Here is a 25,719-nt window from a genome sequence, read left to right on the forward strand (position 1 = left end):
GAATCCGTGAAAAGCTGAACCCGCCCAGCGACAAGGTCTCGCGCTCAGATGAATGTGCAAGCATGGTTCTATTGGTTTTTGGGCAGTCGCAAATCGACCCGCAGGCCCGTTCCCCAACGCGGCGTTAAAAGCTGGATTGACGCGGCGAGCCTGTCAGCCGTATCGGCGACGATGGCCAGACCGAGGCCGGCGCCTTCGGTGTGCAGCGTATTGAGCCGATAGAAGCGCTGGAAAACCGCCGCACGCTCATCTGGCGGAATGCCTGGCCCGCTGTCGCTGATCGATATGCGCCAGAGCGCGCTTTCGGAGGAGATCACAACCTCGATCTTGCCCGACACTGGCGTGTATTTGATGGCATTGTCCAACAGGTTGCCAATCATCATGCGCAGCAGTGATTCATCCGTCTTGACCTGCGCCGTCTCGTCGCCCTCCAGCAGGACATCGAGCTGCCGGCTGGTGATGATATTGCCGAATTCCGCCAGGACCGATGCCACCAAATGATAGAGCGTGACCGGCGTCGGATTGAGGGGATGATGGCTTACCCGCGCAAGCCGCAACAATTGCTCGATCAGATGTATGGCCCGATTGTTGCTGGCAACGAGATCGGCGATGATCGTCTGCCTTTCGTGCTCGCTATCGGTATTGCCCAGCATCTGCAGCAACAGTTTCACGCTGGCCTGCGGGGTGCGCAACTGATGCGCCGCAAGATCCGAAAAGCGCCGCTCCAGCGTCAATGAATGGCCGAGTTTCTCGAGAAGCTGGTTGATCGACCGGCCGAGCGGCAACAAGTCCCGCGGCAGATCCTGGACAGGGATGGCGGAGAGATCGTCGGGTGACCGGGTGCGGATCTGGCGCACCAGCCCGTGGATCGTGCGCAAGCCGCTGTTGATGCCGAGCCAGATGAGAAAGCCGATGACCGGCACGAGAACAAGCAGCGGAAAGAAGAGATTGAGCAGGATGTTGGAGACGAGCGTTTCCCGCAGGGCAATCTTTTCGCCTATCTCCATGACGATGGTCGTGTTCGGTATCGGCAGTGAATAGACCCGCCAATCCTCGCCCTTATAGGTGATCGTGGTGAAGCCGACCTTCTGCTGCGGCACGTCGGACAGGAAGGCCGTACTGCTGTAGAAGCGGATATGGCCGTCCACCCAGGCGCGAAACATGTGAGCGTCGGCATAATCGTCGGCGTCCTCATTGAAGGATAGCTGATTGTCCATCGCAAAATCGATGTCGTCGATCTGCTTGGCAGAGTGATCCGGCGATCTTTCCAGAGGGCGACGCAGCAGGCTCCAGATAACATTGGCATCGTCGATGAGCTGGGCATCGTAGATATTGTTGATCTCGCGCGTCGCGCTGTTGAAGGCGAAGGCGCCGATCACCACGATGGTCACCGCCACGACCGGCGCGATCCTGAAGAAGAGTTTGCGGGTTAGCGTGGAGGTGCTCATCGCTCGATCATGTAACCGACGCCGCGGATCGATTTGATGAAATCGGTACCGAGCTTTTTGCGCAGATTATAGATCGTCACCTCGATGGCGTTGCTTTCGACGGTGTTCTCGGCATCGTAAAGCGCATATTCGATATCGTTCTTGGTCACGTATCGGCCGCTGCGCTCCATCAGCAGCTTCAGCAGATGGAATTCCTTGGCGGTGGTATGAACCTGTGCATTGCCCTTGCGGGCGACCATCGCAGACGGGTCGACCTCGACATCGCCGCATCGAATGAGGCTTTCCGTCCGCCCGTCGCGGCGGCGGATCAGCGCGCGCAGGCGGGCAAGCAGCTCGTCGAGATCGAACGGCTTGACCAGGTAATCATCGGCACCCTCATCCAGCCCTTCGACTTTCTGCCGTACGGCATCGAGCGCCGTCAGCAGCAGAACCGGCACCGCATTGCCCCGGTGCCGAATGCCCCTCAGCACCTCCATACCATTGAGCTGCGGCAGGTTGATATCGAGAATGACGGCCGCGAAATCCGAATGTTGCGCAGCTTCCAGGCCGGACTCGCCATCGCGCATCCAATCGACGCCGTAAGCATGTTTCTCCAAAGCCTTCTTGAGGGATGATCCAAGGATATTGTCGTCTTCAACAAGCAGAACACGCACGGTCGATCTCATCGCGCCAAGAGGGATAGAGCCGATGTGAACCGCAATTGAAGCGGCCTTGTGGCAGAGCTATAATGTGATGCTTCAGTTCAGCAAGACCTGCAAGAGCGTATTCGAGCTGCTTCACAGTGCCCGATTGTCTTTCCGATCTCTCCCCCGGCATTCGATCATATCCCGAGACCTTTGGTGTATATGTTTTATCTGTAGACTGCGTACGGAGCTGAGGGATGCAGAAACATGAAAACGCTCGCTCTTGCCGTTCCGTCGGTTATTTCGATTAACCTTATTCTCTCCTTCACCGCATTGGCGGCAAACACCGCAACCAAAGGGACCAGCAATTCATCGCCATGCGCTGCCATGGTGGAGAGTATCAATGATGGGCTGAAGGCATCGGCGATCAGCGCCGCCGAAAGGAAGCGGGCACGCGAGCTGGTGGCCGAAGGTCTCAAGCGCTGCAAGGTCGATGACTATTCCGGCGCCGACAGCTATTTCATCGAGGCTTTAAAGATGCTGCACAAATGATGCGTCCGGCATCACTGGCCGGATCGTAATCGCCTGGATTCTGAGTAGAGACGCTGCCGGTCATCCGGACGCCAATCTCCGCATCGATGCCGCGAGCACGTCGAAAATGCGGGCATCCGTCGATTGCGCGACATTGAAGCGAAGGAAATTGCCTGCCGTATCCCTCTGGCTGAAGGCATTGCCCGGCGCCAGAATGATGCCTTCGGCAAGGCAGTTGCGCGCAACGTCGGCCGCATCAAGACCTTCCGGCAATCGGCACCAAAGGAACATGCCGGCCTGCGGCCTCAGCCAGGGCGTGATGCCGATCGCTTCCAAGCGCGACACCGTTTCGTTCATGGTTTTGGCAAGCCGAACCCGCAGTGCCTCGATATGCTTGCGATAGCCTCCGTCCTTCAGGGCCGAAAACAACAGCTCAGCCCCTAGTTGGCCGCCGCTGAAGTTGGTGGCGATCTTCAGATCAACGAGGCTGTCGATCCAGTCCCGCCGCGCGGCGATGAAGCCGCAACGGACCGAGGCGGACAGCGTCTTTGAAAAGCTGCCGATATGGATCACCCGATCGAGCCCGTCATATGCGGCAAGCCGCGGCGCCGGCACATGCTCGAAATCGGCAAAAATATCGTCTTCGATGATGATCAAGTTGGAAGCGTCAGCCAGTTTCAGCAGGCGATGCGCGATCACCGGCGACAATACGGCACCGGTCGGGTTGTGAACGGCAGAATTGGTAATGTAGAGGCGCGGCTTATGTGTTTCGAGCGCCTCTGCGAACAGTTCGATGTCCGGCCCCGTCGGCGTGAAGGGTACGCCGACGATATTAGCCCTGTGCGCCCGCAGGAGGGCATGGAAATTGAAATAGCAGGGATCGTCGACCAGCACGGTATCGCCGGGTTCGAGCAGGAACCGGCAGAGAAGATCGATGGCCTGGGTGCCGGATTCCATAAGCATGATCTGGTCGGGCGACGCGGCGATCCCGTGTTCGCCCATGCGTCGCGCGAGAAGCTGCCGCAACGGCGGCAGACCGAGCGGCGTTCCATAATTGGTGAGAATGCCGCTTCCGCCGGTCCGCGCCAGGCTTCGCATCGCTCGACGAAGCGCCGCTTCCGGCATCCAGGAAGGTGGAAGCCAACCGCAGCCGGGCTTCAGAACACCATCGTCCACCTCCAGCGATTGCCGCGAAATCCAGAGCGGATCGACATCGCGTTCAAGCTTGGGCGCTATCTCCGACAGGGAAAGCGGCGCGAGCGGCCCGCAGACGTAAAAGCCGGAGCCGGGCCGCGAGCGGATGACGCCCTCGGCCGCCAGCCGCTCATAGGCTTCGACCACGGTGGAAACGGACACCTGCATCGTCCTGGCGAAGCTGCGCACCGAGGGAAGCCGCGCTCCCGGCCCCAGGCTGCGTGCGGCGATGCGATCCGCGATCGCCGCCATTACGCCCTCGATGCGCGTGCCGCTGGCGCCTTTCATGACGATGGCATCGTTCATCCGTACTGCACCTCACACCATAACAGTTTGCGAAAATTGTACTGCACCGTCTCTGGAATGACCAGCCGACTTCGCCGATACCGGTCAGCAAATTGGAGCATCGGCATGGACAAGACGACAAGCGGCTGGATCTACGGAATGACGGGTGTGCTGATCTTCAGCGGCTCATTGCCGGCGACACGGGTAGCGGTCATGGATTTCGATCCGGTCTTCCTGACGGTCGCCCGCGCCGCGATCGCCGGCATCCTGGCACTGTGCCTGCTGCTCGCCTTTCGGGAGAAGCGGCCCGTCCGCAGCGATATCATCCCCCTTGCCATCGTCGCCTTGGGCTGCGTCGTCGGCTTTCCGCTGCTGACGGCGCTGGCGCTCAAGCATGTCACTTCGGCGCATTCGATCGTCTTCATCGGCTTGCTGCCGCTGGCTACCGCCATATTCGGTGTATTGCGCGGCGGCGAACGCCCGCGGCCGGCCTTCTGGCTATTTTCTGCGATCGGCAGCGCCATTGTCTCCGGCTATGCGCTTGCCCAGGGCATCTCCGCATCGCCGGTCGGCGATTTGCTGATGCTCGCGGCAATCCTCGTTTGCGGGCTCGGCTATGCCGAGGGCGCGGTGCTGTCACGCCGGCTGGGCGGTTGGCAGGTCATTTCCTGGGCGTTGGTCCTGTCGCTGCCGGTCATGATCGCGCTTTGCCTGTTCACCATGCCGCAGACGATCGGCGGCATCGGCGAACCCGCCTGGATCGGCCTCATCTATGTCTCGCTCTTCAGCATGCTGATCGGCTTCGTCTTCTGGTATCGCGGACTGGCGCAGGGCGGTATTGCTGCCGTCGGGCAATTGCAGTTGCTGCAGCCTTTCTTCGGCTTGGCGCTCGCCGCCACGCTGCTGAAGGAAAGCGTCAGTTGGTCAATGCTTGCGGTGACCCTTGGCGTTGTCGGTTGCGTGGTAGGCGCGAAGAAATTCGCGCGATAACGCCGCTTGAAGAGCCGAACTCGCTCTTGCTCGTCTAAACCGATCGGTCTAGTATGGCCGCATCGGTCTAAAAGGAGCAAGTCATGGCCAACCCACTCGTGCCGCCGTTTACCCGCGAAACCGCTATCGCCAAAGTCCGCCTGGCCGAGGACGGCTGGAACAGCCGCGATCCCGAACGCGTCTCAAAGGTTTATACCGAAGACAGCCAATGGCGGAACCGCGCCGAATTTCCGCATGGCCGCAAGGAAATCATCGAGTTCCTCACCCGCAAATGGGCCAGGGAGTTGGACTACCGGCTGATCAAGGAGCTATGGGCTTTCGACGGCAATCGCATCGCCGTGCGTTTCGCCTATGAATGGCACGACGACAGCGGCCATTGGTTTCGCTCCTACGGCAACGAAAACTGGGAATTCGACGCTGACGGCCTGATGCAGCGCCGCTTCGCCTCGATCAACGATATGCCGATCAAGGAAGAGGATCGGAAATTCCATTGGCCGCTCGGCCGCCGTCCTGACGATCATCCAGGGCTTTCCGATCTCGGCCTCTAAGAGAAAGACGATGACCCGCACCGTCTTCGAAAAATCGGACGCCATAACCCTCGTCGCCGAGGTTTTCCGCGAACTCGGCTATGAGGGTGCGTCGATGAGCAACATCACGGCGCGGACCAAACTGTCGAAGGGCAGCCTCTATCATTTCTTCCCTGGCGGAAAAGAAGAGATGGCGGCGGAAATCATGGCCAATATCGATGCCTGGTTTGTCGACGAGATGTTCAAGCCGCTCGAAGAAGACGAACCACATGTCGCCATCGCCGGCATGTGGCAGACGACAGACGCTTATTTCCGCTCGGGCCGCCGCATCTGTCTCATCGGCGCCTTCGCGCTCGACGAAACACGCGACCGTTTTGCAGGAGCGATAAGGGGCTATTTCTACCGATGGATCGAAGCGCTTTCCGGCGCTTTGACGAGAGCGGGCGTCAAGACCGGAGAAGCAAATGCCCTCGCCGAAGAAGCGGTTGTAGGCATCCAGGGGGCGCTGATACTTGCAAGAGCGCTCGGGGATGATGGGATTTTTGGGCGAACGCTTCAAAAGCTAAGGGAGCAGATGGAAGCCAGGCTGAGGTGAGTGAATGTCGCCTATCCTCCTGCCGTTTGCCGCACGCGCTTCGGATACCAGCCTGTAAACCTGACCGCGCCGGCAAGCGCCGCGATGGTTGCGACGATCCCGACATTCGTCGGTATTTCGGGTGCATAAAGCAGGATTGCATCCGCGGCTGCCATCACCGTGAAGGCAAGCGCCCAGACAGAGGTGATGATGTAGTTCGTCCTGATGAAAACCGGATTATCCCAAAATTCGTGTGCCACCTGTTCGCGAGCATATTGCAGCGTGAACGGGCGGCGGACGGCAATGGAAATCAGGACAATCGCCAGCAACCCGGCATCAACAGCCAAGCGTACGGCAAAGATCGATTCCATGGCGCCCCCGAGCAGAACGCAAAGCGCAAGGCCGCCAAACAGGATCGTCGTGCCGATATCCAGAATTTTCGGCGCTTTGCCGAGAATGAGCCGGTCGCGCAGCAAAAGAACCAGGGAGACAAGCGCGGCTAAGAATAGCGCTAAGGTCGGGCTGGTGAAACCGTTCGCAACCGCAAAGACGATGAAGGGCAGGAACGCCAGGAGAAGACTCATCAAATTTCCGTTCGCCAAAGAGGTGAAGCGAAACTCGTTCGCGTCAGATATTGACAGTGACAATATTTAGCAATTTCCAGCTTGTCAACGGAAATATTTCCATTGTAAACATTTGACATGAATCATGATGTCCCGATCCGCCGCCCCTATCACCATGGCGACCTGAAAGCCGCCCTGCTCGCCGAAGCGGAAACAATTCTGGAAAACGAGGGCGTTCAGGCGCTGACGCTGCGCGCTGCCGCACGAGCCGCGGGGGTCTCGCATGCCGCACCGAAAAACCATTTCGGCGATCTCACCGGTCTGCTGAGCGAGCTCGCCGCCCTGGGTTTTGTCCGTTTCGGCGCGGCACTCGCAGCCGCGATGGCTGAAGCAGGAGACGACCCGCGCCAGCGGAACAAAGCGATGGGTCGCGGCTATGTCGGCTTCGCCACCGCCCATCCCGGTCTTTTCGCCCTGATGTTTCGCGGGGAAGTGCTCGATCAAGACCGGCCGGCTCTGCGCGATGCCGTCCTCGCCGCGCGGGAGGCGCTTATCGCCGCTGTCCGCGCCCGGGCACCCGGCATATCGCCGCCGCCGCTGCAGATGGCGGCACAGGCGACGGCCCTCTGGTCACTGGTGCACGGCTTCGCTATGCTGCTGCTAGAGGGACGCTTGAACGGCATGATCAGATCGCTTCCCGGCGACGAGACAGCGGATAGTTTGCTGGACGCGGTGCTCGCGGCCATCCGCGTCGTCGATGATTGAGCTTTCTGGAGGCGACCGCCACTGATAGGCGAATGTTTCCATTTTAAACAATCGTCCACAAAAGCGTGGCAGCATTAATCATCTTTGATTTGCAACTGTCGGGGCTCTTGTGCTCAGCAGAAGTGGGGGGCGCCGAGAAGATGGATCAGACTATGCTGCAACAGACCAACGAGACCGACGATGCGCTGATCGACCGTCTGCAACGCTCGGCCTTCGACTATTTCATGCTGTACACCAATCCCGAAAACGGGCTGGTGGCGGATACGTCGATCAAGACGAGCCATTGCAGCATCGCCGCCGTTGGTTTCGCGCTATCGAGCTATCCCGTCGCCGTCGAACGGGGCTGGATCAGCCGCGCGGATGCGGCGCAGCGCGTGTTGACCGCACTCAATTTTTTTGCCGAAAGCCAGCAGGGCGAAGAGCGAGGCGCCACCGGTCATCGCGGCTTCTACTATCACTTCCTCTATATGGCGACCGGCAAGCGTGCATGGAACAGTGAGCTCTCGACCATCGATACTGGTCTTTTCCTGCTCGGCGTATTGACGGCGGCCGCCTATTTCAACGGTCCCGATCAGGACGAAGAGGACATCCGTACGCAGGCGCAGTTTCTCTATGAGCGTTGCGATTGGCATTGGGCACTGAACAAGGGCAAGACGATCAGCATGGGCTGGAAGCCGAGCAGCGGTTTCCTGCGCTGGCGTTACCAGGGCTATGACGAAGCAATCTTCCTTTACGTGCTGGCACTTGCTTCGCCCACCCACGCCGTGCCGTCCTCGAGCTACGACGCCTTCGCCTCGACCTATACCTGGATGATGTTCAAGGACACGCCCTATCTTTATGCCGGACCGCTGTTCATCCATCTCTTCTCACATGCGTGGATCGATTTTCGCGGCATCGCCGATCGGCATGTAGCCGATAAGGAGACGGACTATTTCCGCAATACGCAGACGGCCATCGCCGTTCAGCGCGATTACACCGACCGCAACCCCGGCCATTTCGTCGGCTATGCCAAGGACATTTGGGGGCTCTCGGCCTGTGACGGGCCGAATCCGACCGGCACCAAGCACAGCCGGCGTTACAGCCCGAAAGTTCTCGGCTATGCCGCCCGTGGCGCCCCGCTCGGTCCCGACGACGGTACCATTGCACCCTGGGGGCCGCTATCCTGCCTGCCTTTCGACCGCCAGGCCGCGCTCGACGGCACCAAGGCCCTGCTTGCCACCTATCCGAACCTGTTGCTGGATGGCCGCTTTCCCGGTGGCTTCAATCCGAGCGTCAGAGGCCCTGGTCCGGAAGGCTGGGTCGACGACCGTTCGGTCGCCATCGACCAGGGCCTGCTCGTCATGATGATCGAAAATGAGCGCACCGGGCTGATCTGGAACCTCATGCGGCAATCTCCGATCCTGCGCCGCGGCCTGGAACGCGCCGGCTTCACCGGCGGCTGGCTGCACGAAAAACAAGCTACACCGGCGATCGCCTGATCTGTGGATCTCAGGTGGCAATCAGTCATCCTCATCGAGCAGCACTGTGCCTCGCCCCTCACCCTAGCCCTCTCCCCCAATGCGGGGCGAGGGACGACGGAGCCAGGCAGCTATCCTCCTCATCGATCGACACATTGTTTAGCGGATAACTCCCTCGCCCCGCTTGCGGGGAGAGGGTTGGGGTGAGGGGCCGTGCACAAGAGCACGGCAAAAACACATTCAAAGCCTCTCTATCGCGGCAATCACTTCATCCTCGACGGTGATGCCCTCACTCAGCGCCGCGCGCCGCGCCGTCTGCCCGCGCCGGCCCGGCAGGCGGACATTGGGATCGCGGGTGATTTCGCTTGCCAGCAATGCCAGCCGCTGAGCCGTATCGGCAGCACTCGTCGCTGCCGGATTGATCGCGATGATCGTATGGCCGAGCGCCGGAGGCGCCCCCTTGTCGTCGAAGAGCGAAGAGGATTCGAAGGAATAATTGGCGCCGGTCAGCCCAGCCGCCAGTATCTCGACCATCAGCGCGAGCGCCGCTCCTTTCGAACCGCCGGCGGGGATCATCGTGCCGGCCAAGGCCTCTTCGGCGGAGGTCGTTGGTCTTCCGTCACGGTCGAAGGCCCAACCGGGTGGGATCGGCTCTCCCTTTTGCCGGGCGGCCATGACCTTGCCGCGCGCCACCTTCGATAGCGCCAGATCGATCACGATCGGCTCGTCATCGGGCAGCGGCGCGGCGAAGGCGATCGGGTTCGTGCCGAAGACCGGCCGCTTGCCGCCCCAGGGCGCCATGGCGGCCGGCGCATTGGCGACCATCAGCGCCACCAGCCCCTGATCGGCAAAGCGCTCCAACGTCAGGCCCATGACGCCGGCATGATGCGAACGGCTGATGGCCGCGAGCGCGATCCCCTGCTCGCGGGCAATAACGGAAAGCTCGGTAACGGCAAGGTCGAGCGCCGGATAGGCATAGCCGTTGCCGGCATCGATGCGCAGCACGGCCGGATAGGGCCGAGTGAGCTGCGGCTTGGCAAAGCCGTCCGTCTTGCCGATCTTGGCCTGCCCGGCATAGGCGGGCACGCGGCGCAAACCATGGCCACTCTGCCCGGCCGCCTCGGCGGCGACGAGGGCGACAGCCACCGAACGGGCGTTTTCCGGACTGACTCGATTTCGCTTCAGCGCCTCAGCAACCAGCGTTTCGGCTTCGGCGAGCGACAGATGCATGATGAGGGACCTTGGAACGATGAGGAGGGCGAAAACGATCCTACGCTCACGCCCTCCTCATCGCAACGCAACGATTGCTATGCCTGCCTTACTCGACGTCGAACTTGACGCCCTGCGCCAGCGGCAATGTCCTGCCGTAGTTGATGGTGTTGGTCGCCCGGCGCATATAGGCCTTCCACGCGTCCGAACCGGACTCGCGGCCGCCGCCGGTTTCCTTCTCGCCGCCGAAGGCACCGCCGATCTCAGCGCCGGAAGGGCCGAGATTGACGTTGGCGATGCCGCAATCCGAACCGCGCGCCGAGACGAAGGCTTCCGCCTCGCGCATGTCATTGGTGAAGATCGACGATGACAGGCCTTGCGGCACGGCATTGTGCAGCGCCAACACCTCGTCGAAATCGCTGTATTTCATCACGTAGAGGATCGGCGCGAAGGTTTCCTGCTCGACCGGTCCGGTCTGCGCAGGCATCTCCACCAGAGCCGGGCGGACATAGAAGGCATCGGCCGTGCCGTTTTCCACGCGTTCGCCGCCGGTTACCTTGCCGCCGGCCGACTGCGCCTCGCCGAGAGCCGCCTGCATCTTGTCGAAGGCATGCTTGTCGATCAGCGGTCCGACGAGCGTGCCGGTTTCCAGCGGATTGCCAATGGTCACCGAGCCATAGGCCTTCTGCAGTCGCGGCACAAGCTGATCGTAGACGCTCTCATGCACGAAGAGGCGGCGCAGCGTCGTGCAGCGCTGGCCGGCGGTACCCATGGCGGAAAAGGCGACGCCACGCAGCGTCAGGTCGAGATCGGCCGTCGGGCAGACGATCGCGGCATTGTTGCCGCCCAGTTCGAGGATGGCGCGAGCGAAGCGGTTGGCGAGACGCGGGCCGACTGCGCGGCCCATGGCCGTCGAGCCGGTCGCCGAAACCAGCGGGATCTTCGGGTGGTCGACCAGCACCTCGCCGACGTCGCGGCCACCGATGATCAATGTGGAGAGATTGGCCGGCGCCTCGCCGCCCTCTGCGACATAGCGCTTCAGCGCCTTTTCGAAGAGCGCCTGTACGGCAAGCGCCGTCAGCGGCGTCTTTTCCGACGGCTTCCAGACGGTAGAATTGCCGCAGACGATAGCAAGCGCCGCATTCCATGACCAGACCGCGACCGGGAAGTTGAACGCGGAAATGATGCCGATCGGCCCCAGCGGATGCCAGCTTTCCATCATCCGGTGTTCCGAACGCTCGGTGGCGATGGTCAAGCCATAGAGCTGGCGCGACAGGCCGACGGCGAAATCGCAGATATCGATCATCTCCTGCACTTCGCCGAGGCCCTCGGAGGTGATCTTGCCGACTTCGATCGAGACGAGGCGGCCGAGCGCCGCTTTGCCGGCGCGCAACTCTTCGCCGAGCAGGCGGATCAGCTCTCCGCGCTTCGGTGCCGGCACGGCGCGCCAGGAGAGAAATGCCTCATGCGCCTTGTCGATCGCGGCCTTTGCTTCGGCAGCCGAATGCTCCCTGAGCCGGCCGATTTCAGCGCCGGTCACGGGTGAAGTGACGGCCAGTGTTCCGCCCGTATAGCGATCGGCGGCAACGCCGAGTTCGGTCAGGATTGCCTTGGTCTCGGTGGCGAGATCGAGTGTGGCGGTCATGATTGTCTCCTCTTCTTTTTATGTATCGGAAGGCAAGGCCGGCGAAAACCCCTCCCCAACCCTCCCCACAAGGGGGAGGGGGTCAACGCGTGGCGCCCGCCCGGCAAAACGACATCCCGCGAATGCTGAGGACGCGGCATCTAAGCCCTCCCCCTTGTGGGGAGGGGTTGGGGAGGGGTCTTTAAAAAAACCCCACCTCAAAACCGTACCCCGACAAAATGCGCAGCCTGGGCGCCGGCTTCGTACCACATTTCCTTCAGCGCCCGAAAGCCGAGCTCACGGGGATCGGTCAGCGGCAGCGGCAGGTCGGCTTCGGAGACGCGGCCGAGAACATGGTCGGACAATATCTTCCCGAACACCGTGCCCGGCGCGATGCCGCGGCCATTATAGCCGGAAAAGCCGACGACATCCGGGGCAAACCTGTGGAAGCGCGGCAGGGCATTGTCGGTCATGCCGATCTTGCCGTACCACTCGCTTTCAAAGGCAACGTCTCCGAGATGGGGAAACAGCTTCCTCAGGGAACGGCGTGCCCAATTCTTGTGAATGGCAAGCCCGGTATTGCGCAACGCTCCGACACTCCCGAAGACAAGACGGCCGGCTTGGTCCATGCGGAAGGACGACAGGATCTCTTTCGTATCCCACGCTCCCTCGCGGCCGGGCAGGACCGATTTGCGCAGATTGTCGCCGAGCGGCACGGTGGCGAAATTGAAATAGGGCAGATGCACCTGCTCATTGCGCACCTGCTGCCAAGGGCCGGTGCTATAGGCATCCGTCGCGACGACGATCCAGTCGGCGCTGACACTGCCGCCCGCCGTCCCGACGATCCACCGCCCGCCATTCTTCTCGGTCGCCGTCACCCGGCTGCCGGTGTGGATGACAACACCGGCCTTGGCCGCCGCATGCGCCAGACCGCGGACATAGGCCAATGGCTGCAACGTGCCGGCGCGCATATCGAGCAGCGCCCCCGCATAAGCGGAACTTCCCACCCGTCGCGCCGTCTCGTCCGCGCCAAGGACGGTGACCGGGGCGCCGCGCTTGCCCCATTGACGGGCACGCTCCTCGATCTCCTTCAGCCCCTCCGTTCCGACGGCGCAATGCAGCGTGCCGTTGCGCTCCAGCTCGCAGGCAATGTCGTGTTTCTCGATCAGCGTCATCACCAGCTTCGGCGCATCGCCGAGAAGCTCCAGCAGCCGTTCGCCATGGACCGGGCCGAGCACGCCGGGCAAGTCGTCGGGCATGACCCACATGCCGGCATTGATCAGGCCGACATTGCGCCCCGCCCCGCCGAAGCCGATTTCATTGGCTTCCAGCAGCACGACCCTGGTTCCGGTTTCCGCCAGATGCAAAGCCGAGGACAGGCCCGTATAGCCGCCGCCGACCACCACCACATCGGCCGAAACATCGCCGGCAAGCGGCCGGGTCGCAGGCGGCGGCGGTGCGGTCTTCTCCCAGAGTCCGTGAGAGCGAGGGTCATTCAGCATCGAGGCGATCCAATAGTGTAAAAGAATCCGGCCAATCTAGCGCCACCTCCCGACTTGCGGAAGCGGCAACAACGACATCCGGTGGATAGAGAAAAACTTGCATGGCCACGCCGCTTTCGACCATTATAGAGCAAAGCGCCGGCCGCCATCGCGGCCGCGACAGAGTCAAGACAGCCGCCATCGCGGCCGCGACAGAACCAGGACAATCTCATGAAGCCCATTTTCGTTCAGCTCCAATGCGCCCCCGGCAAGACCTACGAGGTTGCCGACGCAATCTACCAGACGGAGCTGGTCTCGGAACTCTATTCCACCAGCGGCGACTACGACCTGCTGCTGAAGGTTTACATCAAGGACGAGCAGGACATCGGCAAGTTCATCAACGATAACATCGCCAATATTCCCGGCATCGTCCGCTCGCTAACGACATTGACGTTCCGAGCGTTTTGAAAGGTCCCGGTCGGCAGGCCTCGCCTCAGAGCACTTTCAGAGATGGCCCCTCACCCCAACCCTCTCCCCGCATTGCGGGGAGAGGGAGCTCATTGACTATCGTATCCGAGGCACGATAGCGCGGCAAATGCCGAAGCAGTCCCCTCGCCCCGCCTGCGGGGCAGAGGGTTAGGGTGAGGGGCCAAGCACAAGCCCAGCCTCTTTTTACGGAACGCCCCGATATTAACCCTCTTGCTTGAAACGCCGCCGTCTCTCCTCCGCAATTAAGCTCTTTTTAACCAGCAAGATGATGTGCTTTGCGCTGATCAAGAGACGGCGCCTTCGCGCGCCTGATCGCCGCGGCTTTGCGCGGCCCAAGGATCGAGGGCGGGTCAATGACATCGGCTATTTCGGATATTCAGGCACAGAATGCCTCGGGACAGCTGATCGTGCACGTCGTGCGGCAGTTTCTGCCCAACAAGGGCGGGCTGGAAGATGTGGTCGCCAATCTCTGCCGGCAATTGATCGGCCGCGGCTATCGTGTCCGCGTCGTCACCTGCAACAGCCTGTTTTCCGATCCCACCCGCGAACTGCCACCAGCCGAAACGATCGAGGATATCGAGATCGTCCGAATCCCCTGGTCCGGCTCCAGCCGTTATCCATTGGCGCCACAGGTGTTCAAGCACATCGCCGATGCCGACCTCATCCATGTCCATGCCATCGATTTCTTCTTCGACGCGCTTGCCTGGGGCAAGCTGTTCCATGGCCGCCCAATGGTCGCCACCACGCATGGCGGCTTTTTCCATACGCCGAAATATGCCGCCATCAAGAAGCTCTGGTTCAACACCGCAACAAGGCTTTCCGCCCTCGCCTATGCAGAGCTCATCTGCTGCAGCCTGTCGGACGAACGGCTGTTTTCCAGCATCGCCGGGCACCGCACCCGCCTGATCGAAAATGGCGCCGATGTCGGCAAATTCGCCAATTGCGCCGCGCTCGAAGCCCGCCGCCGCATCGTCACCATCGGCCGCTTCTCCGTCAACAAGCGGCTCGACCGCATGCTTGACGTCATGAAGGTGCTTGCGGCCCGCAATGCGGATTGGCACCTCGACATTATCGGCGCCGTCTCCGATCTCGACCAGCAGACGCTGGAGAAGGAAATCGCCGCCCGCGATCTCGGCCGCCATGTGTCGCTGCATGTATCGATCGACAATTGCGCCATCCGCAACATCATCGCCCGCGCCTCAGTTTTCGCCTCGGCCTCCGAATATGAAGGCTTCGGCCTGGTGGCGATCGAGGCGATGAGCGCCGGCCTGCTGCCGGTGCTGCACACGAACGACGCCTATAAGGCGCTTGCCGAAACCCATCCGACGCTGATGCTTTCGGACTTTTCCAATCCGGAAATTGCTGCCGATGCCCTCTCCGCCGCTTTCGCCCGCTTGGGGGCCGAAGGCCTCGGCCTCAGGGAAGAACTCATTCATGATGCCCGCGCCTATGCGTGGGAAGAGGTCGCGCAGCGCTATGTCGATGTCTATGCCGGAGCCATGACGCCAAGAGGCAAACGCCATCAACCCCTGTCCCAGCGCGGCCAGGTCGCATAACCTTCCAGTATGCCCATCAGCCAGGCCCGCTTGTAGCGAGCCGTATCGGCCCTGAATCGCACCAGCGCCGCCAGCCAGCCGGCGACCGGCCGGCAAAGGCGATAGCAGACATAGGCTAGCGGAAAGCGCTGTTTGCGCATCAGGGCGCCGAAGCCGCGGCCATATTTGCGTGCCCGCTCGACCTGCCGTGGACCGTATTCGCTGGTGACCTGATCGTGATGAACGATCAATTCCGGAAAGAACATCAGCCGTTTGCCCGCAGCAAGGGCCCGCAACAGAAAATCCGCCTCCTCGCCGCTCTGGAACGGCGAATCCGAGCCGACCCCGAGATTCTCGTCGAAGCCGCCGATTTCCGGCAGCGCTGCACGGCGCACGAAGATGCTGTTGGAATTGCCGCACTTCAGATAGTTCCAGCGCGTGACCGCAAGCGAGATGTCGCCCGTCGGACTGACCGAGGCCAAGCCGCCGGCATCGAGCGTACGGCCGGTGACGATGGCAAGCTCGGGATGTTCGGTAAACAGCCGCTCCGCCGTCTCCAACGTATCGGGCTCATACCAGCAATCATCGTCGGGAAAGCAGACATAGTCGTCCTTTGCCGCCGCCATTCCATTGTTGCGTGCCCGCGAAAGACCCTTGGCCGAGCGAATATGGCGGATCAAGAAAAAGGGCGAAAAGCTTCCGATCAGCTCCAACAATCGATCGTCCGGATTCTGGTCGACGAGGATCACCTCGAAATCCCTGTGACGCTGATTCATCAGCGACAGAAACAGCCTTTCCAATTGGTCGAAGCGATCGATCGTACAGACGACGAGGCTGAACAAGGAAGACCTCCGGACAAACGGCAAGCCAGCCAACATCGGGATATCGCATATTAGCTGAAGTAAAAATGAAAGTTACATTAGGAATAGACGGTAAATATTAAGGCATATGAAATACAGCAGGCGCTATCTCCATGAAGAGCCGGACATTTGCGGCCACTGCGACTTGGGGAACGGTAATCTTCATGACGAAGAGCATCATGGCGAATTCGGCGTTGAATGCAGCGGCGGGGCTGACCCTGCTGGCGACCGGTTTTGCCTGTTCGATCATCGCCGCCCGCCTGCTTGGCCCGGAGGCCAACGGCATCATCGCCTTTTCGCTCTGGTTGACGACGACGGGAGCACTCGTCGCCGAACTCGGCACCGGCATTACGCTGCTGCGCATCCTGCCGCAACTGAAGGTCCAGGGCTATTCGGCGGAGGAGCGGCGCGGCTTTGCGGCCTATCTCCTGCATCCGACGATCTTCTCGACGCTGATCCTGCTTGCCGGCTATGCCGCCTACTATTGGGAAGCGGAACGGATGCATTGGGCAAACGATGCATCGGCCATCATCGTGATTACCGGCGCGTTCTTCGTCCTGCAGTCGCTCGGCGCCTACAGCAAGAACTATCTGGTCGGCGAACAACAGCTCGGCGCATTCTTCCGCATGACCCTGACGAGCTCGGTGCTGCAGCTCGCAACCGTGCTTCTCGGCGCCATCTTCTTCGGCGTCACCGGCGCCCTGACCGGCTATGCCATCGGTCAGCTCCCGATGTTTATCTCGAGCCTCAGGATCGCAGTCGCTCCACGGAACAGTTGCGGCGTCGGCCTTGGCTATCTCGTCAGCTCCTCGCTCATTCTCTCGGTCGAATTCATCAATAGCTCGATCTTCCTGAACCGCATCGAGCTGGTCTTCCTGCAGCACTATTGGGGCATCGAAGCCGTCGGCTTTTATGCCGTCGGCCTGTCGCTTGCCAATCTGGCGCTACAGCTTCCGGTGCAGTTGAGCGGCAGCCTGCTGCCCTATTACTCCGAGCAGATGCATTCTCAGGCGTCCGGCAAGCTGCCGGTCCATGTCTTCGAAGGTGTGGCGCGCGCCATTTCCTACATTACGCTGCCGATGAGCTTCGGCCTTGCGGCAATCGCCCCGGAGCTGGTGGTGACGATCTTCGGCAAACCCTTCGGCCCGAGCGGCGGCATGGTGGCGCTGCTCTCGCTGACGGCGGCTCCTTACGTCTTCATGCAGATCTGTACGCAATATCTCTATTCCATCGACCGCATGCGCGAGCGCACCATCATCGGCGGCGTCGCCAGCGCCATCATGGTCGTCGGTTGCTTCATCGCAGTGCCCCTGTATGGCGGCGAAGGTGGCGCCCTGGTGCGGCTGCTCGCCTTTACCGCCCTATGCGTGCTGATGGTGCGCCGCATGGAATTCGAAGGCTCGATGCACAGCATGTTCGTCAGCCTTTCCAAGGTGACCGCCGCATCCGCGCTCTGCGCCGCTGCGGCCTATGGTTTCGTTCACGTGCTGCCCGGCATTCCCGGCCTCGCCAGCGCCGTCATTGCCGGCATCCTGGTCTACGGCCTGGCGCTCCGGCTGCTGAATGCCGTGCCGCCGGAGGATATTGCGGTGCTGCAACAAATTGCTGCGCGTCTGCCCCGGCGCGCCCATCCCATTGCCGTTCACGCGCTGGCATGGCTGGCGCCGCGCCGAATTTGAGGAGAATGCCATGGCTGCGTTGGGAGCCGCCGAATACCAGGGCCCGCTTAAAGAGATCACCCCTGCCGCCACGCCGGTGACCTTTTCCGGAACCGTCGGTCTGTTCATGCCATCGGCGGCACCGACGAGCCAGACCGCCGTATTGTTCCTTAGCCCCTGGGGCTTCGAGGAAATGTGCACCCGCAAATTCTGGCGCATCCTCGCCGAAGATCTTGCCAAGAAAGGTATCGCCAGCCTCCGCTTCGACTATGCCGGTACGGGCGACGCGCTCGACGTTGCAGATCCAGGTGAAGGGCTGGCGCTCTGGCAAGATACGGCGCGCGCCGCCGCCGCGACGCTGCGATCGCTCTCCGGCTGCGAGCGGCTGATTCTGGTGAGCCAAGGGCTTGGAAGCGTCGTCGCGCTTGATATCGCAGAACAGCTCTCCGCCGTCGACGGCATCGCCCTTCTGGCCCCGACCATCTCCGGCCGCGCCTATCTGCGCGAATTGACGGTGTGGTCGAAAATGATCGACGAGGGCATGGGCCTCACCGAAGCGCAGCGCCGCAGCGAAGGCGTGACGATCGCCAGCCTGCACATGCCGGAGGGTATCGCCGCTGCGGTCAAGAAACTCAACCTGATGACGCTTGCTCATGTCGGCGTGCCGGATTGCCTTGTCCTGGCGCGGCCCGGGCGTCCGGGCGATGCCGATTTCGCAGCCCATCTCGAAACCCTCGGTCCGCGTGTCGAACGCGCTGCCTATGAGGGCTACGACGAGCTGGTGTCGAACCCGACGATCGCCACCATGCCGCTCGACGCCGGCCGGAAAATCCTGGATTGGGCACGATCGATCGCGGTGGAATCCACCACGACATCGCGCAGAATTCTCCGCACACCCCGGGCCGAAGCGCTTGATGGCGACGGCTTTCGCGAGACGCCGCTGCGTTTTGGCGAAGGTGACCGCCTCTTCGGCATTCTATGCGAACCCGCAGGCGCCCGCACGGGCGCAACGGCTTTGTTTTTGACCACGGCCTATGACCGCCATGCCGGCTGGGGCCGGATGTCGGTGAGCATGGCGCGGGCGCTCGCCCGTGACGGCATCCCCTCGCTGCGTTTCGATACCGCCAACGCCGCCGACAGCCCGCCGCTTCCCGACGCGCAGGAGCAGGTGCTCTATTCCCGCGATCAGCATCAGGATGTCAGCGCCGCACTCGACTTTCTTGAGACTCAGAAGCTGCTGCCTGCCTTTGCTGTCGGCCGCTGCAGCGGTGGTTATCTCGCCTTTCAGAGCGCCATCCGCGATAGCAGGTGCAGCGGTCTGATCACCGTCAACCCTTACGCTTTCTTTTGGGATGAAACCCAGTCCGTGGACGCAGCCCTTCGCTTCGTGCCGCGTTCGCTTGAGACCTATGGCCAGAAACTCCTGCAGTTCGAGACCTTGAAGCGGCTCTACGGCGGCCAGATCGACGCCAAAAGCGCAGCGCGCAACATCGTCGTGGCGCTGGCGCGCCGCGCCGTCCGCCTCGGTCGGCCCCTGCTCGGTGTTCTTCCCTTTTTTGCCGGCGAGCATGAAACCGTCATCAACGGCTTCCGCGCGCTGACCAAGCGGCAAGTCGATATTTCGCTGATCTACAGCGCCCACGACATCGGTCTTGATCACTTTCGCGAGCATTTCGGCGAGGACGCTGCCGGCCTGAAGAATTTCCCCGACATCCGGCTCACCATTATCCCCGACGCCGACCACAATTTGACGCCGCCCTATGCGCGAAAAGTCTATTTGCACGAGGTAAGAGAGATGGCATTGAGGCTCGGCAAATGAACGCCCGCCTCACCGCTGGCAAGATAGGCCTCGGGCACCCAAAATGCTCGCAACACCCGGCCCTTGCTGTATAATCGCGCCATGAGGCTTCTGATCGTCGAAGACAACCGCGAACTGGCGTCCTGGCTCGGCAAGGCGCTGCGTCAGGCGCAATATGCCGTCGACATCGCCTATGACGGCGAGGATGCCGAGCATATGTTGAGGGTGGCCGGTTACGCCGTCGTCATTCTCGATCTCTCACTGCCGAAAATGGATGGATTGACGCTGCTGAAACGGTTGCGCCAGAGCGGCAACAAGGTGCCGGTCATCATCCTGACGGCCAATGCCAGCCTCGACGGTCGTGTTGCCGGGCTCGACAGCGGCGCCGACGACTATCTGGCAAAACCTTTCGAGATCGCCGAGCTGGAAGCTCGCATCCGCGCAGTCGTCCGCCGCGGCCATGACCGCGCCGCACCTGAAATTGCGGTGGGCGACCTGCTCTTCGACGGCGGCACGCGGCAGTTCTTTCTCGGCGGCGAAACCCTGGCGCTCACGCCGCGCGAACATGCCGTGCTCGAACATCTCGTCATGAAGGTCGGCACGACGGTCACCAAGACCGCGCTGTCCGAAAGCGTCTTCGGCTTCGACGATCTCGCCGACACCAGCGCCATCGAAATCTACGTGCACCGCGTCCGCAAGAAACTCGAAGGCAGTGCCGTGCAGATCGCCACGCTGCGTGGCCTCGGTTATCTCCTTCGCCATGCGCAATGACGAAAGCCGCCAACGCAAAGGACGCCTGCGCCGCGCCGTCGCAAGGCTGACCTCCAGCCTGAGGGCGCAGCTCTTCGCCTGGGTGGTGCTGACGCTGATCGGCGCGATCTGCATCAATCTCTATCTTAGCTTTCGATCGGCGAATGCCACCTCGGACCTCGTCACCGACCATACGCTGCTTGCTTCCGCCCGCGTCATCGCCGAAGCGGTGCATGCCGATCCGAGCGGCACTGTCCAGGTCGATATCCCACCGGCCGCGCTCGAAATGTTCGACACCGGCTATGGCGACCGCGTCTTCTATCAGGTGGTGACCGCCTGGGGGAATCTCGTCGCCGGCTATCCCGATCTGCCGCAGCCGAAGAAACAGCAGGTCGGCGAAGACACGACATTTCGCAATGAGCAGGTTCGCTTGATGCTGCTGAACCATCCGATCGTCGGCCTCGGCGAGGACAGCACGATCTCCGTTACCGTCGCGGTCACCCACAACAGCCAGTACGCCATGCGCCGCAGGCTGTGGCTCTCGGATTTCAGCAAGCAGCTCGTGCTGGTGCTGCTCGCGGGGCTGGTGACCATCATCGGCCTGCAGCGCGGTCTGACACCGGTGCTGCGGCTGCGCGATGCCGTGCGCGAACGCGGCCGCCAGCGGCTGGACCCGCTGGAACCGGATATGGTGCAGAGCGAGCTGCGTCCCCTCGTCCATGCCCTCAACGATCACATGGAGCGAGTGCAGAACCAGATGGCGGCGCAGCGCCGCTTCGTCTCCAATGCCGCCCATCAGTTGCGTACGCCGCTCGCCCTGATCTCGACGCAGGCAAGCGTGGCGGCGCGCGAGGACGACAGTGCCAGGCGCGACGAAGCGCTGACCGCACTGCGCTCCAGCACAAGGCAAGTGACACGGCTGGCGAGCCAGCTTCTCACCCTGTCGCGGGCCGAACCCGGCAGCCGCCGGCCACGCAGCGACACGATCGATCTCGTCGCTACCGCCCGGCAAGTCCTGGAGACCCTGGCGGAGGAAGCGCTGAGGCGCAATATCGACCTTGGGCTGGAGGCCGATGGCGCGCCGGTTCACGTTCAAGGCGACGGCACCATGCTGCGCGAGATGCTGGTCAATCTCGTCGACAATGCCCTGCGTTATACGCCTGCGAACGGCCGGGTCACGGTCGGCATCCGTCGCGATGGCGGCGACGCCGTGCTGTGGGTGGAGGATAACGGTCCGGGTATTCCCGAGGCCGAACGCGGCCAAGTGTTCGAACGCTTCTATCGCATCATCGGCACGGAACCGGAAGGCAGCGGCCTCGGCCTCGCCATCGTCCGCGAAGTCGTCGACGGCGCCGGCGGCGCGATCGCGCTCTGCGACGCGCCCGGCGGCGGCCTGCTGGTGACGGTAAGATTGCCGGCGGTTTGATCCATTTCCAAACCACCGGCAACCGGAATGGGCCGGACCGCTACCCAGCCGCCCGGAGCTGGACTTCGCCCTTGTTCAAGAAAAATGTCTTATCGAACAAGGTCAAGTCTAGTGGATTAGGCAGGCGGACATCCCCCAGATCGGGATAGGCCTTCATCGATGGATCGTAGGACCGGTCGATCTGCGAGATGAAGACGATGATCAACCCTCGCTCCTGCGCAAAGGACCTCAGCGCCCGAACCTGCACCATCAATTCCGGCTTCTGCCGGTTCTGGTCGAGTATTTGCAGGTAATCGATGACGACAAGCGTTCCCTCGGGCGCCGACGCCAGCTTCTCGACGATATAGCCGGCGCTGATCGCGTCCGAACTGTCGAATTCGAACAAGCCTTCAAAAAGCTCGAACTGAGCGCCGATCATCCGGAAACGATCGAGAACAGCACTCTTGGTATCTTCCAGCGTGAAGAAGGCGCTCCGCTTGCCTGATTTCATCGCCTCGACGGCCAGCTTGAGGCTCATCAGGGTTTTGCCGTGGCCACGGCGGGCGCCCAGAAGCACCAGGTCGCCACGGTGCAGTTGTGCGAACATCTCTTCGGCTGATGTGGTCGCCTCCGCACGAGCTGCAAGCAAGCTCCAGCCGTGGAAACCTTCCTGGGCTGCAATGCGGTCAAGTGCTTCGTGCAAGGGAATATTCTCCTCGCGCGACATGAGCCGGGCTTTTCGCTTCAAACGATGGATTGGGCCAGAAAGCCTCATGTGAAAAACCTCCTATTGCGAGCAACGACCGCAACCCCTCCTTATGCTTGGCGCTCGAACAGTCGGTTCGATGATCGATCAGCCCTGCATGGATGATACTTTCCCGAATGGAGGGGGGAGGCATGGGCTTTGCCGGAATTGGACCATAAGCTGATTCTCGCCCGGAGAAAATTGTCCCGTGGTCGTTTCGTATGGCCCGGCGGGACGGCAAGGCAGTGCCTGTTTTATGGCAAAAAAAGAGGCCGGGTGGGGGAGCCCGGCCTTGGGAGTTAAGTGAATACCTCGACGGCTTATTGCACGTCCATGTGCTGCTGCGGACGCCATCTCGTGATGCGGTTTTCGACGAGCGTCATGACGTATTCGGCGCCGAGCGTCACCACCATCACCAGGATGATCGCGGCATAGAGGCCGGCGGCGTCATAGGTGCCCTTGGCGATCGAGATCAGGTAACCGATACCGGCCAGCGAGCCGACGAACTCGCCGACGATCGCGCCGATGATGGCGAAGGAGAAGGAGATGTGCAGACTTGCAAAAATCCAGCCCATCGCAGACGGCAGGATCACATTGCGGGTAACCTGCCAGTTCGACGCGCCGAGAATGCGGGCATTGGCGATCATGTTGCGGTCGGCTTCACGAACACCCTGGAAAGCATTGGCAAACACGACGAAGAACACCATGATGAAGGCGAGCGCGACCTTGGAAGGCAGGCCGAGGCCCATGATCATCACGAAGATCGGCGCGAGAACGACGCGCGGGATCGAGTTGATTGCCTTAATGTAGATCGACAGGATATCGGAAGCCAGCTTGTTGCGGCCAAGCGCCACGCCGACGAGCACGCCGGTCACCGAGCCGATGACGAAGCCGATCAGCGCTTCTTCCATCGTCACGCCGAGGTGAAACCAGAGCGAGCCGCTTTCAGTGCCCTCACGGACCCAATCCCAAAGGCGCAGGGCGATGCCATACGGGCTGGAATAGAAGAACGGATCGATCCAGTGCAGATCGGATGCGAGCTGCCAAAGGCCGAGGATGGCGGCGAGAAGGCCGGCTTGCCATGCTGCAACGACATATTTGCGGCGCCTCATCGCCTTCAGCGCTGCGGCTTCGATTTCCGCGTCCGAGGTACCGGCGCGGAAGATCGGGGCGTTGCCTGCTTCGAGAGCTGTGTTTGCCATGATCAATCCTCCCTTATGCCGCTTCCGAAGCGCGGCGATAGCTGGTCTCGACCTCTTCGCGAAGGTCGTCCCAGATCGTCTTGCAATAATCGATGAAGTTCTGCTCGTAGCGGATCTCGGAGACGACGCGCGGACGCGGCAGGTCGATCGTGTAGACCGACTTCACCGTCGCCGGGCCCGCCGTCAGCACATAGACCTTGTCGGCGAGCGCCACGGCCTCTTCGAGGTCGTGCGTGACGAAGACAACGGAAGCCTGGCGCTCGGCCCAAAGCTTCAGCAGCTCTTCATGCATAACTGTGCGTGTCTGCACGTCGAGCGCCGAGAAAGGCTCGTCCATCAGCAGGATTTCCGGCTCGTTGATGAAGGTCTGCGCCAGCGAAACGCGCTTGCGCATGCCGCCCGAGAGCTGATGCGGATAATGATGCAGGAACTTCGAGAGGCCGACACGGGCTAGCCAGTCCTTGGCGCTCTTTTCGGCTTCGGCCTTCGACTTGCCGCGGAACAGCGGACCGGACATGACATTGTCGATGACGTTCTTCCAGGGGAAGAGCGCATCCGTTTGGAAAACGAAGCCGACACGCGAATCGATGCCGTTAACGGGTCCACCCATCAGGCGAACTTCGCCGGCACTCGGCTTGGCAAGACCGGTGACCAGATTGAGCGTCGTCGATTTGCCGCACCCGGTCGGGCCGACGACGGCGACGAATTCACCGCGTTCGACGGTCATGTTGAAATCGCGCAGTGCCGTCAGCGATTTGCCGGTCGGCGATACGAACCGGCGGCTGACATTGATGAGCTCGATCGCCGGCGTCCGGCGTTCATCCTGTTGCATGATGTGATCCTGACGCGTGCCTTCGGGGCGTGCACGCAAAGCCCAGTGAACTGCAAAGTCTCTTGAACTGCCGCTTCCGGAACGGGCGGAAGCGGCACTATGACTGCTTACTTGACGTTCTTGACGAATTCCGTCGTGTAGGTCTTCGACAGGTCGATCGTCTTGCCCTTGACGTTCTTGGAGAACTGCGAGAGCACGGCGAGAACCGTCTTCGGACCATCTTCCGGCATCACGCCGTCGGCCGTGAACATTTCCTTGCCTGCGTCGAGAGCCTTGATGTAGCCCTCCTTGTCGCCGACGTAGAAATCCTTCGGCATCTTTTCGGCAATTTCCGCGCCCGAATGCGTATTGATGAAGCGCAGCGTCTTGACGAAGGCATTTGCAAGCTTCTGCACGTCTTCCTTGTGGGCATCGACCCAGGCGGCATCCATATAGAGCGACGCGGCCGGATAGGTGCCGCCGAGCGCGGCTTCGGTGCCCTTCAAGGTTCTGAGGTCGACGAGAACCGAGGCTTCGCCGGTCTTCAGCATGCGCGAGATCGTCGGTTCGGTGGTCATGCCGGCCTGGATAGCGTCCTGCTGCATCGCGGCGATGAAAGTCTGGCCGGCGCCGACCGGAACCGGGGTGACGTCAGCCGGCGTCAGGCCTGCCTTGGTCGCCATATAGAGCGTCAGGAAGTTGGTCGACGAACCAAGGCCGGTAACGCCGACGCTCTTGCCCTTCAAATCGGCGAACGACTTGATTTCGGGATGCTTGGTCGACACCAGTTCGACCTCACCCGGCACCCGGCTGAACTGCACGACCGATTCGATGAACTTGCCCTTGGCCTGCAGGTCGACGCAGTGATCGTAGAAACCGACGACACCCTGGACAGCACCGGCAAGGAGCTGGTTTTCGGCGTCGACGCCGGCGGATTCGTTCAGAAGCTCGACATTGAGACCTTCATCCTTGAAGTAACCGAGGGATTCCGCAAGTTTGGCCGGCAGATAGATCTGCTTTTCATAACCGCCCACCATGATGGAAATCTTGTCGGCGGCATGCGCCGCGGTGGCACCGAGGGATGCGGCGGTCATGACAAGCGAAAGGGCTACGGTATGAAAAAGCGTGCGCGATGAACGCATGAATGTCTCCTCCTGTTAGGATGCCTGCGTCACATGTTCGCGCATGGCATGTG

General features: G+C 61.5%; 24 protein-coding genes. 12 read left to right on the forward strand and 12 right to left on the reverse strand.

The window, feature by feature from the left end; all coding sequences use genetic code 11:
* Positions 1-68: 68 nt before the first annotated feature.
* Positions 69-1,448, reverse strand: coding sequence for a sensor histidine kinase (locus QDY28_RS08830; RefSeq protein ID WP_331381323.1), 1,380 nt, complete (start codon positions 1,446-1,448; stop codon positions 69-71).
* Positions 1,445-2,101 (reverse strand): response regulator transcription factor, encoded by a 657-nt coding sequence (locus QDY28_RS08835; RefSeq protein WP_331381324.1) that lies wholly within the window; start codon positions 2,099-2,101, stop codon positions 1,445-1,447. The genes QDY28_RS08830 and QDY28_RS08835 overlap by 4 nt, the downstream gene beginning before the upstream one ends.
* Before the next feature lie 237 nt (positions 2,102-2,338).
* On the opposite strand from QDY28_RS08835, the gene QDY28_RS08840 reads away from it, so the two are divergent.
* Complete coding sequence (locus QDY28_RS08840; RefSeq protein ID WP_331381325.1) at positions 2,339-2,623, forward strand: hypothetical protein; 285 nt, start codon at positions 2,339-2,341, stop codon at positions 2,621-2,623.
* 60 nt (positions 2,624-2,683) lie between these two features.
* On the opposite strand, the gene QDY28_RS08845 is transcribed toward QDY28_RS08840, so the two are convergent.
* Entirely contained in the window at positions 2,684-4,102 is a 1,419-nt protein-coding gene (locus QDY28_RS08845) for an aminotransferase-like domain-containing protein (protein ID WP_331381326.1), read from the reverse strand.
* Positions 4,103-4,207: 105 nt separating this feature from the next.
* On the opposite strand from QDY28_RS08845, the gene QDY28_RS08850 reads away from it, so the two are divergent.
* From QDY28_RS08850 to QDY28_RS08860, 3 genes are all read left to right on the forward strand, one after another.
* Entirely contained in the window at positions 4,208-5,071 is an 864-nt protein-coding gene (locus QDY28_RS08850; RefSeq protein WP_331381327.1) for a DMT family transporter, read from the forward strand.
* A gap of 83 nt (positions 5,072-5,154) precedes the next feature.
* Positions 5,155-5,619 (forward strand): nuclear transport factor 2 family protein, encoded by a 465-nt coding sequence (locus QDY28_RS08855; RefSeq protein WP_331381328.1) that lies wholly within the window; start codon positions 5,155-5,157, stop codon positions 5,617-5,619.
* A 10-nt stretch (positions 5,620-5,629) separates the two neighbouring features.
* Positions 5,630-6,193 (forward strand): TetR/AcrR family transcriptional regulator, encoded by a 564-nt coding sequence (locus QDY28_RS08860; protein ID WP_331381329.1) that lies wholly within the window; start codon positions 5,630-5,632, stop codon positions 6,191-6,193.
* Positions 6,194-6,204: 11 nt separating this feature from the next.
* Here QDY28_RS08860 and QDY28_RS08865 read toward each other — a convergent pair whose 3' ends face one another.
* Entirely contained in the window at positions 6,205-6,756 is a 552-nt protein-coding gene (locus QDY28_RS08865) for a hypothetical protein (RefSeq protein WP_331381330.1), read from the reverse strand.
* 117 nt (positions 6,757-6,873) lie between these two features.
* Here QDY28_RS08865 and QDY28_RS08870 point away from each other — a divergent pair, with 117 nt between their 5' ends.
* Positions 6,874-7,500, forward strand: a complete 627-nt coding sequence (locus QDY28_RS08870; RefSeq protein WP_331381331.1) for a TetR/AcrR family transcriptional regulator — start codon at positions 6,874-6,876, stop codon at positions 7,498-7,500.
* Between the two features lie 152 nt (positions 7,501-7,652).
* Entirely contained in the window at positions 7,653-8,978 is a 1,326-nt protein-coding gene (locus QDY28_RS08875) for a glucoamylase family protein (protein ID WP_331381332.1), read from the forward strand.
* A 219-nt stretch (positions 8,979-9,197) separates the two neighbouring features.
* Here QDY28_RS08875 and QDY28_RS08880 read toward each other — a convergent pair whose 3' ends face one another.
* The 3 genes from QDY28_RS08880 to QDY28_RS08890 all read right to left on the reverse strand — a co-directional run bounded on the left by QDY28_RS08880 (position 9,198) and on the right by QDY28_RS08890 (position 13,292).
* Positions 9,198-10,187, reverse strand: a complete 990-nt coding sequence (locus tag QDY28_RS08880; protein WP_331381333.1) for an Ldh family oxidoreductase — start codon at positions 10,185-10,187, stop codon at positions 9,198-9,200.
* A gap of 88 nt (positions 10,188-10,275) precedes the next feature.
* The gene (gene amaB / locus QDY28_RS08885) at positions 10,276-11,811 is read right to left on the reverse strand and encodes an L-piperidine-6-carboxylate dehydrogenase (protein ID WP_442967494.1); all 1,536 of its coding nucleotides are present in this window, start codon (positions 11,809-11,811) and stop codon (positions 10,276-10,278) included.
* A 197-nt stretch (positions 11,812-12,008) separates the two neighbouring features.
* The gene (locus QDY28_RS08890; RefSeq protein WP_331381334.1) at positions 12,009-13,292 is read right to left on the reverse strand and encodes an NAD(P)/FAD-dependent oxidoreductase; all 1,284 of its coding nucleotides are present in this window, start codon (positions 13,290-13,292) and stop codon (positions 12,009-12,011) included.
* A gap of 210 nt (positions 13,293-13,502) precedes the next feature.
* On the opposite strand from QDY28_RS08890, the gene QDY28_RS08895 reads away from it, so the two are divergent.
* On the forward strand, positions 13,503-13,739 hold the full coding sequence (locus QDY28_RS08895) for an Lrp/AsnC ligand binding domain-containing protein (RefSeq protein WP_034522129.1): 237 nt from the start codon (positions 13,503-13,505) through the stop codon (positions 13,737-13,739).
* Positions 13,740-14,113: 374 nt separating this feature from the next.
* Complete coding sequence (locus QDY28_RS08900; protein WP_331381335.1) at positions 14,114-15,316, forward strand: glycosyltransferase family 4 protein; 1,203 nt, start codon at positions 14,114-14,116, stop codon at positions 15,314-15,316.
* Here QDY28_RS08900 and QDY28_RS08905 read toward each other — a convergent pair.
* A complete protein-coding gene (locus tag QDY28_RS08905; RefSeq protein ID WP_331381336.1) occupies positions 15,283-16,137 on the reverse strand; it encodes a glycosyltransferase family 2 protein in 855 nt (284 codons plus the stop codon). The genes QDY28_RS08900 and QDY28_RS08905 overlap by 34 nt on opposite strands.
* A gap of 131 nt (positions 16,138-16,268) precedes the next feature.
* On the opposite strand from QDY28_RS08905, the gene QDY28_RS08910 reads away from it, so the two are divergent.
* The 4 genes from QDY28_RS08910 to QDY28_RS08925 all read left to right on the forward strand — a co-directional run bounded on the left by QDY28_RS08910 (position 16,269) and on the right by QDY28_RS08925 (position 21,787).
* On the forward strand, positions 16,269-17,834 hold the full coding sequence (locus tag QDY28_RS08910; RefSeq protein WP_331381337.1) for a lipopolysaccharide biosynthesis protein: 1,566 nt from the start codon (positions 16,269-16,271) through the stop codon (positions 17,832-17,834).
* A gap of 10 nt (positions 17,835-17,844) precedes the next feature.
* Entirely contained in the window at positions 17,845-19,632 is a 1,788-nt protein-coding gene (locus tag QDY28_RS08915; RefSeq protein ID WP_331381338.1) for an alpha/beta hydrolase, read from the forward strand.
* A gap of 81 nt (positions 19,633-19,713) precedes the next feature.
* Positions 19,714-20,382 carry a response regulator gene (locus QDY28_RS08920; RefSeq protein ID WP_331381339.1) on the forward strand — a complete coding sequence of 223 codons (669 nt, stop codon included), beginning with the start codon at positions 19,714-19,716 and terminating at the stop codon, positions 20,380-20,382.
* The gene (locus tag QDY28_RS08925) at positions 20,372-21,787 is read left to right on the forward strand and encodes a sensor histidine kinase (protein ID WP_331381340.1); all 1,416 of its coding nucleotides are present in this window, start codon (positions 20,372-20,374) and stop codon (positions 21,785-21,787) included. The genes QDY28_RS08920 and QDY28_RS08925 overlap by 11 nt, the downstream gene beginning before the upstream one ends.
* 40 nt (positions 21,788-21,827) lie before the next feature.
* On the opposite strand, the gene QDY28_RS08930 is transcribed toward QDY28_RS08925, so the two are convergent.
* From QDY28_RS08930 to QDY28_RS08945, 4 genes are all read right to left on the reverse strand, one after another.
* The gene (locus QDY28_RS08930; RefSeq protein ID WP_331381341.1) at positions 21,828-22,541 is read right to left on the reverse strand and encodes a DNA helicase; all 714 of its coding nucleotides are present in this window, start codon (positions 22,539-22,541) and stop codon (positions 21,828-21,830) included.
* Between the two features lie 290 nt (positions 22,542-22,831).
* Positions 22,832-23,713 carry an ABC transporter permease gene (locus QDY28_RS08935; protein ID WP_331381342.1) on the reverse strand — a complete coding sequence of 294 codons (882 nt, stop codon included), beginning with the start codon at positions 23,711-23,713 and terminating at the stop codon, positions 22,832-22,834.
* A gap of 13 nt (positions 23,714-23,726) precedes the next feature.
* Positions 23,727-24,545 carry an ABC transporter ATP-binding protein gene (locus QDY28_RS08940; RefSeq protein WP_028751426.1) on the reverse strand — a complete coding sequence of 273 codons (819 nt, stop codon included), beginning with the start codon at positions 24,543-24,545 and terminating at the stop codon, positions 23,727-23,729.
* A 107-nt stretch (positions 24,546-24,652) separates the two neighbouring features.
* Positions 24,653-25,666: an ABC transporter substrate-binding protein gene (locus QDY28_RS08945; protein ID WP_331381344.1), complete on the reverse strand. Its 1,014-nt coding sequence runs from the start codon at positions 25,664-25,666 to the stop codon at positions 24,653-24,655.
* Between the last annotated feature and the right edge of the window lie 53 nt (positions 25,667-25,719).

Source organism: Rhizobium sp. BR 362 (assembly GCF_036528765.1).
Classification (GTDB): Bacteria; Pseudomonadota; Alphaproteobacteria; order Rhizobiales; family Rhizobiaceae; genus Rhizobium.

Coding starts and splice junctions, on each gene's coding strand:
- QDY28_RS08830 (WP_331381323.1), bottom strand. CDS start 1,448: ATGAGCACCTCCACGCTAACCCGCAAACTCTTCTTCAGGATCGCGCCG.
- QDY28_RS08840 (WP_331381325.1), top strand. CDS start 2,339: ATGAAAACGCTCGCTCTTGCCGTTCCGTCGGTTATTTCGATTAACCTT.
- QDY28_RS08845 (WP_331381326.1), bottom strand. CDS start 4,102: ATGAACGATGCCATCGTCATGAAAGGCGCCAGCGGCACGCGCATCGAG.
- QDY28_RS08850 (WP_331381327.1), top strand. CDS start 4,208: ATGGACAAGACGACAAGCGGCTGGATCTACGGAATGACGGGTGTGCTG.
- QDY28_RS08855 (WP_331381328.1), top strand. CDS start 5,155: ATGGCCAACCCACTCGTGCCGCCGTTTACCCGCGAAACCGCTATCGCC.
- QDY28_RS08860 (WP_331381329.1), top strand. CDS start 5,630: ATGACCCGCACCGTCTTCGAAAAATCGGACGCCATAACCCTCGTCGCC.
- QDY28_RS08865 (WP_331381330.1), bottom strand. CDS start 6,756: ATGAGTCTTCTCCTGGCGTTCCTGCCCTTCATCGTCTTTGCGGTTGCG.
- QDY28_RS08870 (WP_331381331.1), top strand. CDS start 6,874: ATGAATCATGATGTCCCGATCCGCCGCCCCTATCACCATGGCGACCTG.
- QDY28_RS08875 (WP_331381332.1), top strand. CDS start 7,653: ATGCTGCAACAGACCAACGAGACCGACGATGCGCTGATCGACCGTCTG.
- QDY28_RS08880 (WP_331381333.1), bottom strand. CDS start 10,187: ATGCATCTGTCGCTCGCCGAAGCCGAAACGCTGGTTGCTGAGGCGCTG.
- amaB (WP_442967494.1), bottom strand. CDS start 11,811: ATGACCGCCACACTCGATCTCGCCACCGAGACCAAGGCAATCCTGACC.
- QDY28_RS08890 (WP_331381334.1), bottom strand. CDS start 13,292: ATGCTGAATGACCCTCGCTCTCACGGACTCTGGGAGAAGACCGCACCG.
- QDY28_RS08895 (WP_034522129.1), top strand. CDS start 13,503: ATGAAGCCCATTTTCGTTCAGCTCCAATGCGCCCCCGGCAAGACCTAC.
- QDY28_RS08900 (WP_331381335.1), top strand. CDS start 14,114: ATGACATCGGCTATTTCGGATATTCAGGCACAGAATGCCTCGGGACAG.
- QDY28_RS08910 (WP_331381337.1), top strand. CDS start 16,269: ATGAAGAGCCGGACATTTGCGGCCACTGCGACTTGGGGAACGGTAATC.
- QDY28_RS08915 (WP_331381338.1), top strand. CDS start 17,845: ATGGCTGCGTTGGGAGCCGCCGAATACCAGGGCCCGCTTAAAGAGATC.
- QDY28_RS08920 (WP_331381339.1), top strand. CDS start 19,714: ATGAGGCTTCTGATCGTCGAAGACAACCGCGAACTGGCGTCCTGGCTC.
- QDY28_RS08925 (WP_331381340.1), top strand. CDS start 20,372: ATGCGCAATGACGAAAGCCGCCAACGCAAAGGACGCCTGCGCCGCGCC.
- QDY28_RS08930 (WP_331381341.1), bottom strand. CDS start 22,541: ATGAGGCTTTCTGGCCCAATCCATCGTTTGAAGCGAAAAGCCCGGCTC.
- QDY28_RS08935 (WP_331381342.1), bottom strand. CDS start 23,713: ATGGCAAACACAGCTCTCGAAGCAGGCAACGCCCCGATCTTCCGCGCC.
- QDY28_RS08940 (WP_028751426.1), bottom strand. CDS start 24,545: ATGCAACAGGATGAACGCCGGACGCCGGCGATCGAGCTCATCAATGTC.
- QDY28_RS08945 (WP_331381344.1), bottom strand. CDS start 25,666: ATGCGTTCATCGCGCACGCTTTTTCATACCGTAGCCCTTTCGCTTGTC.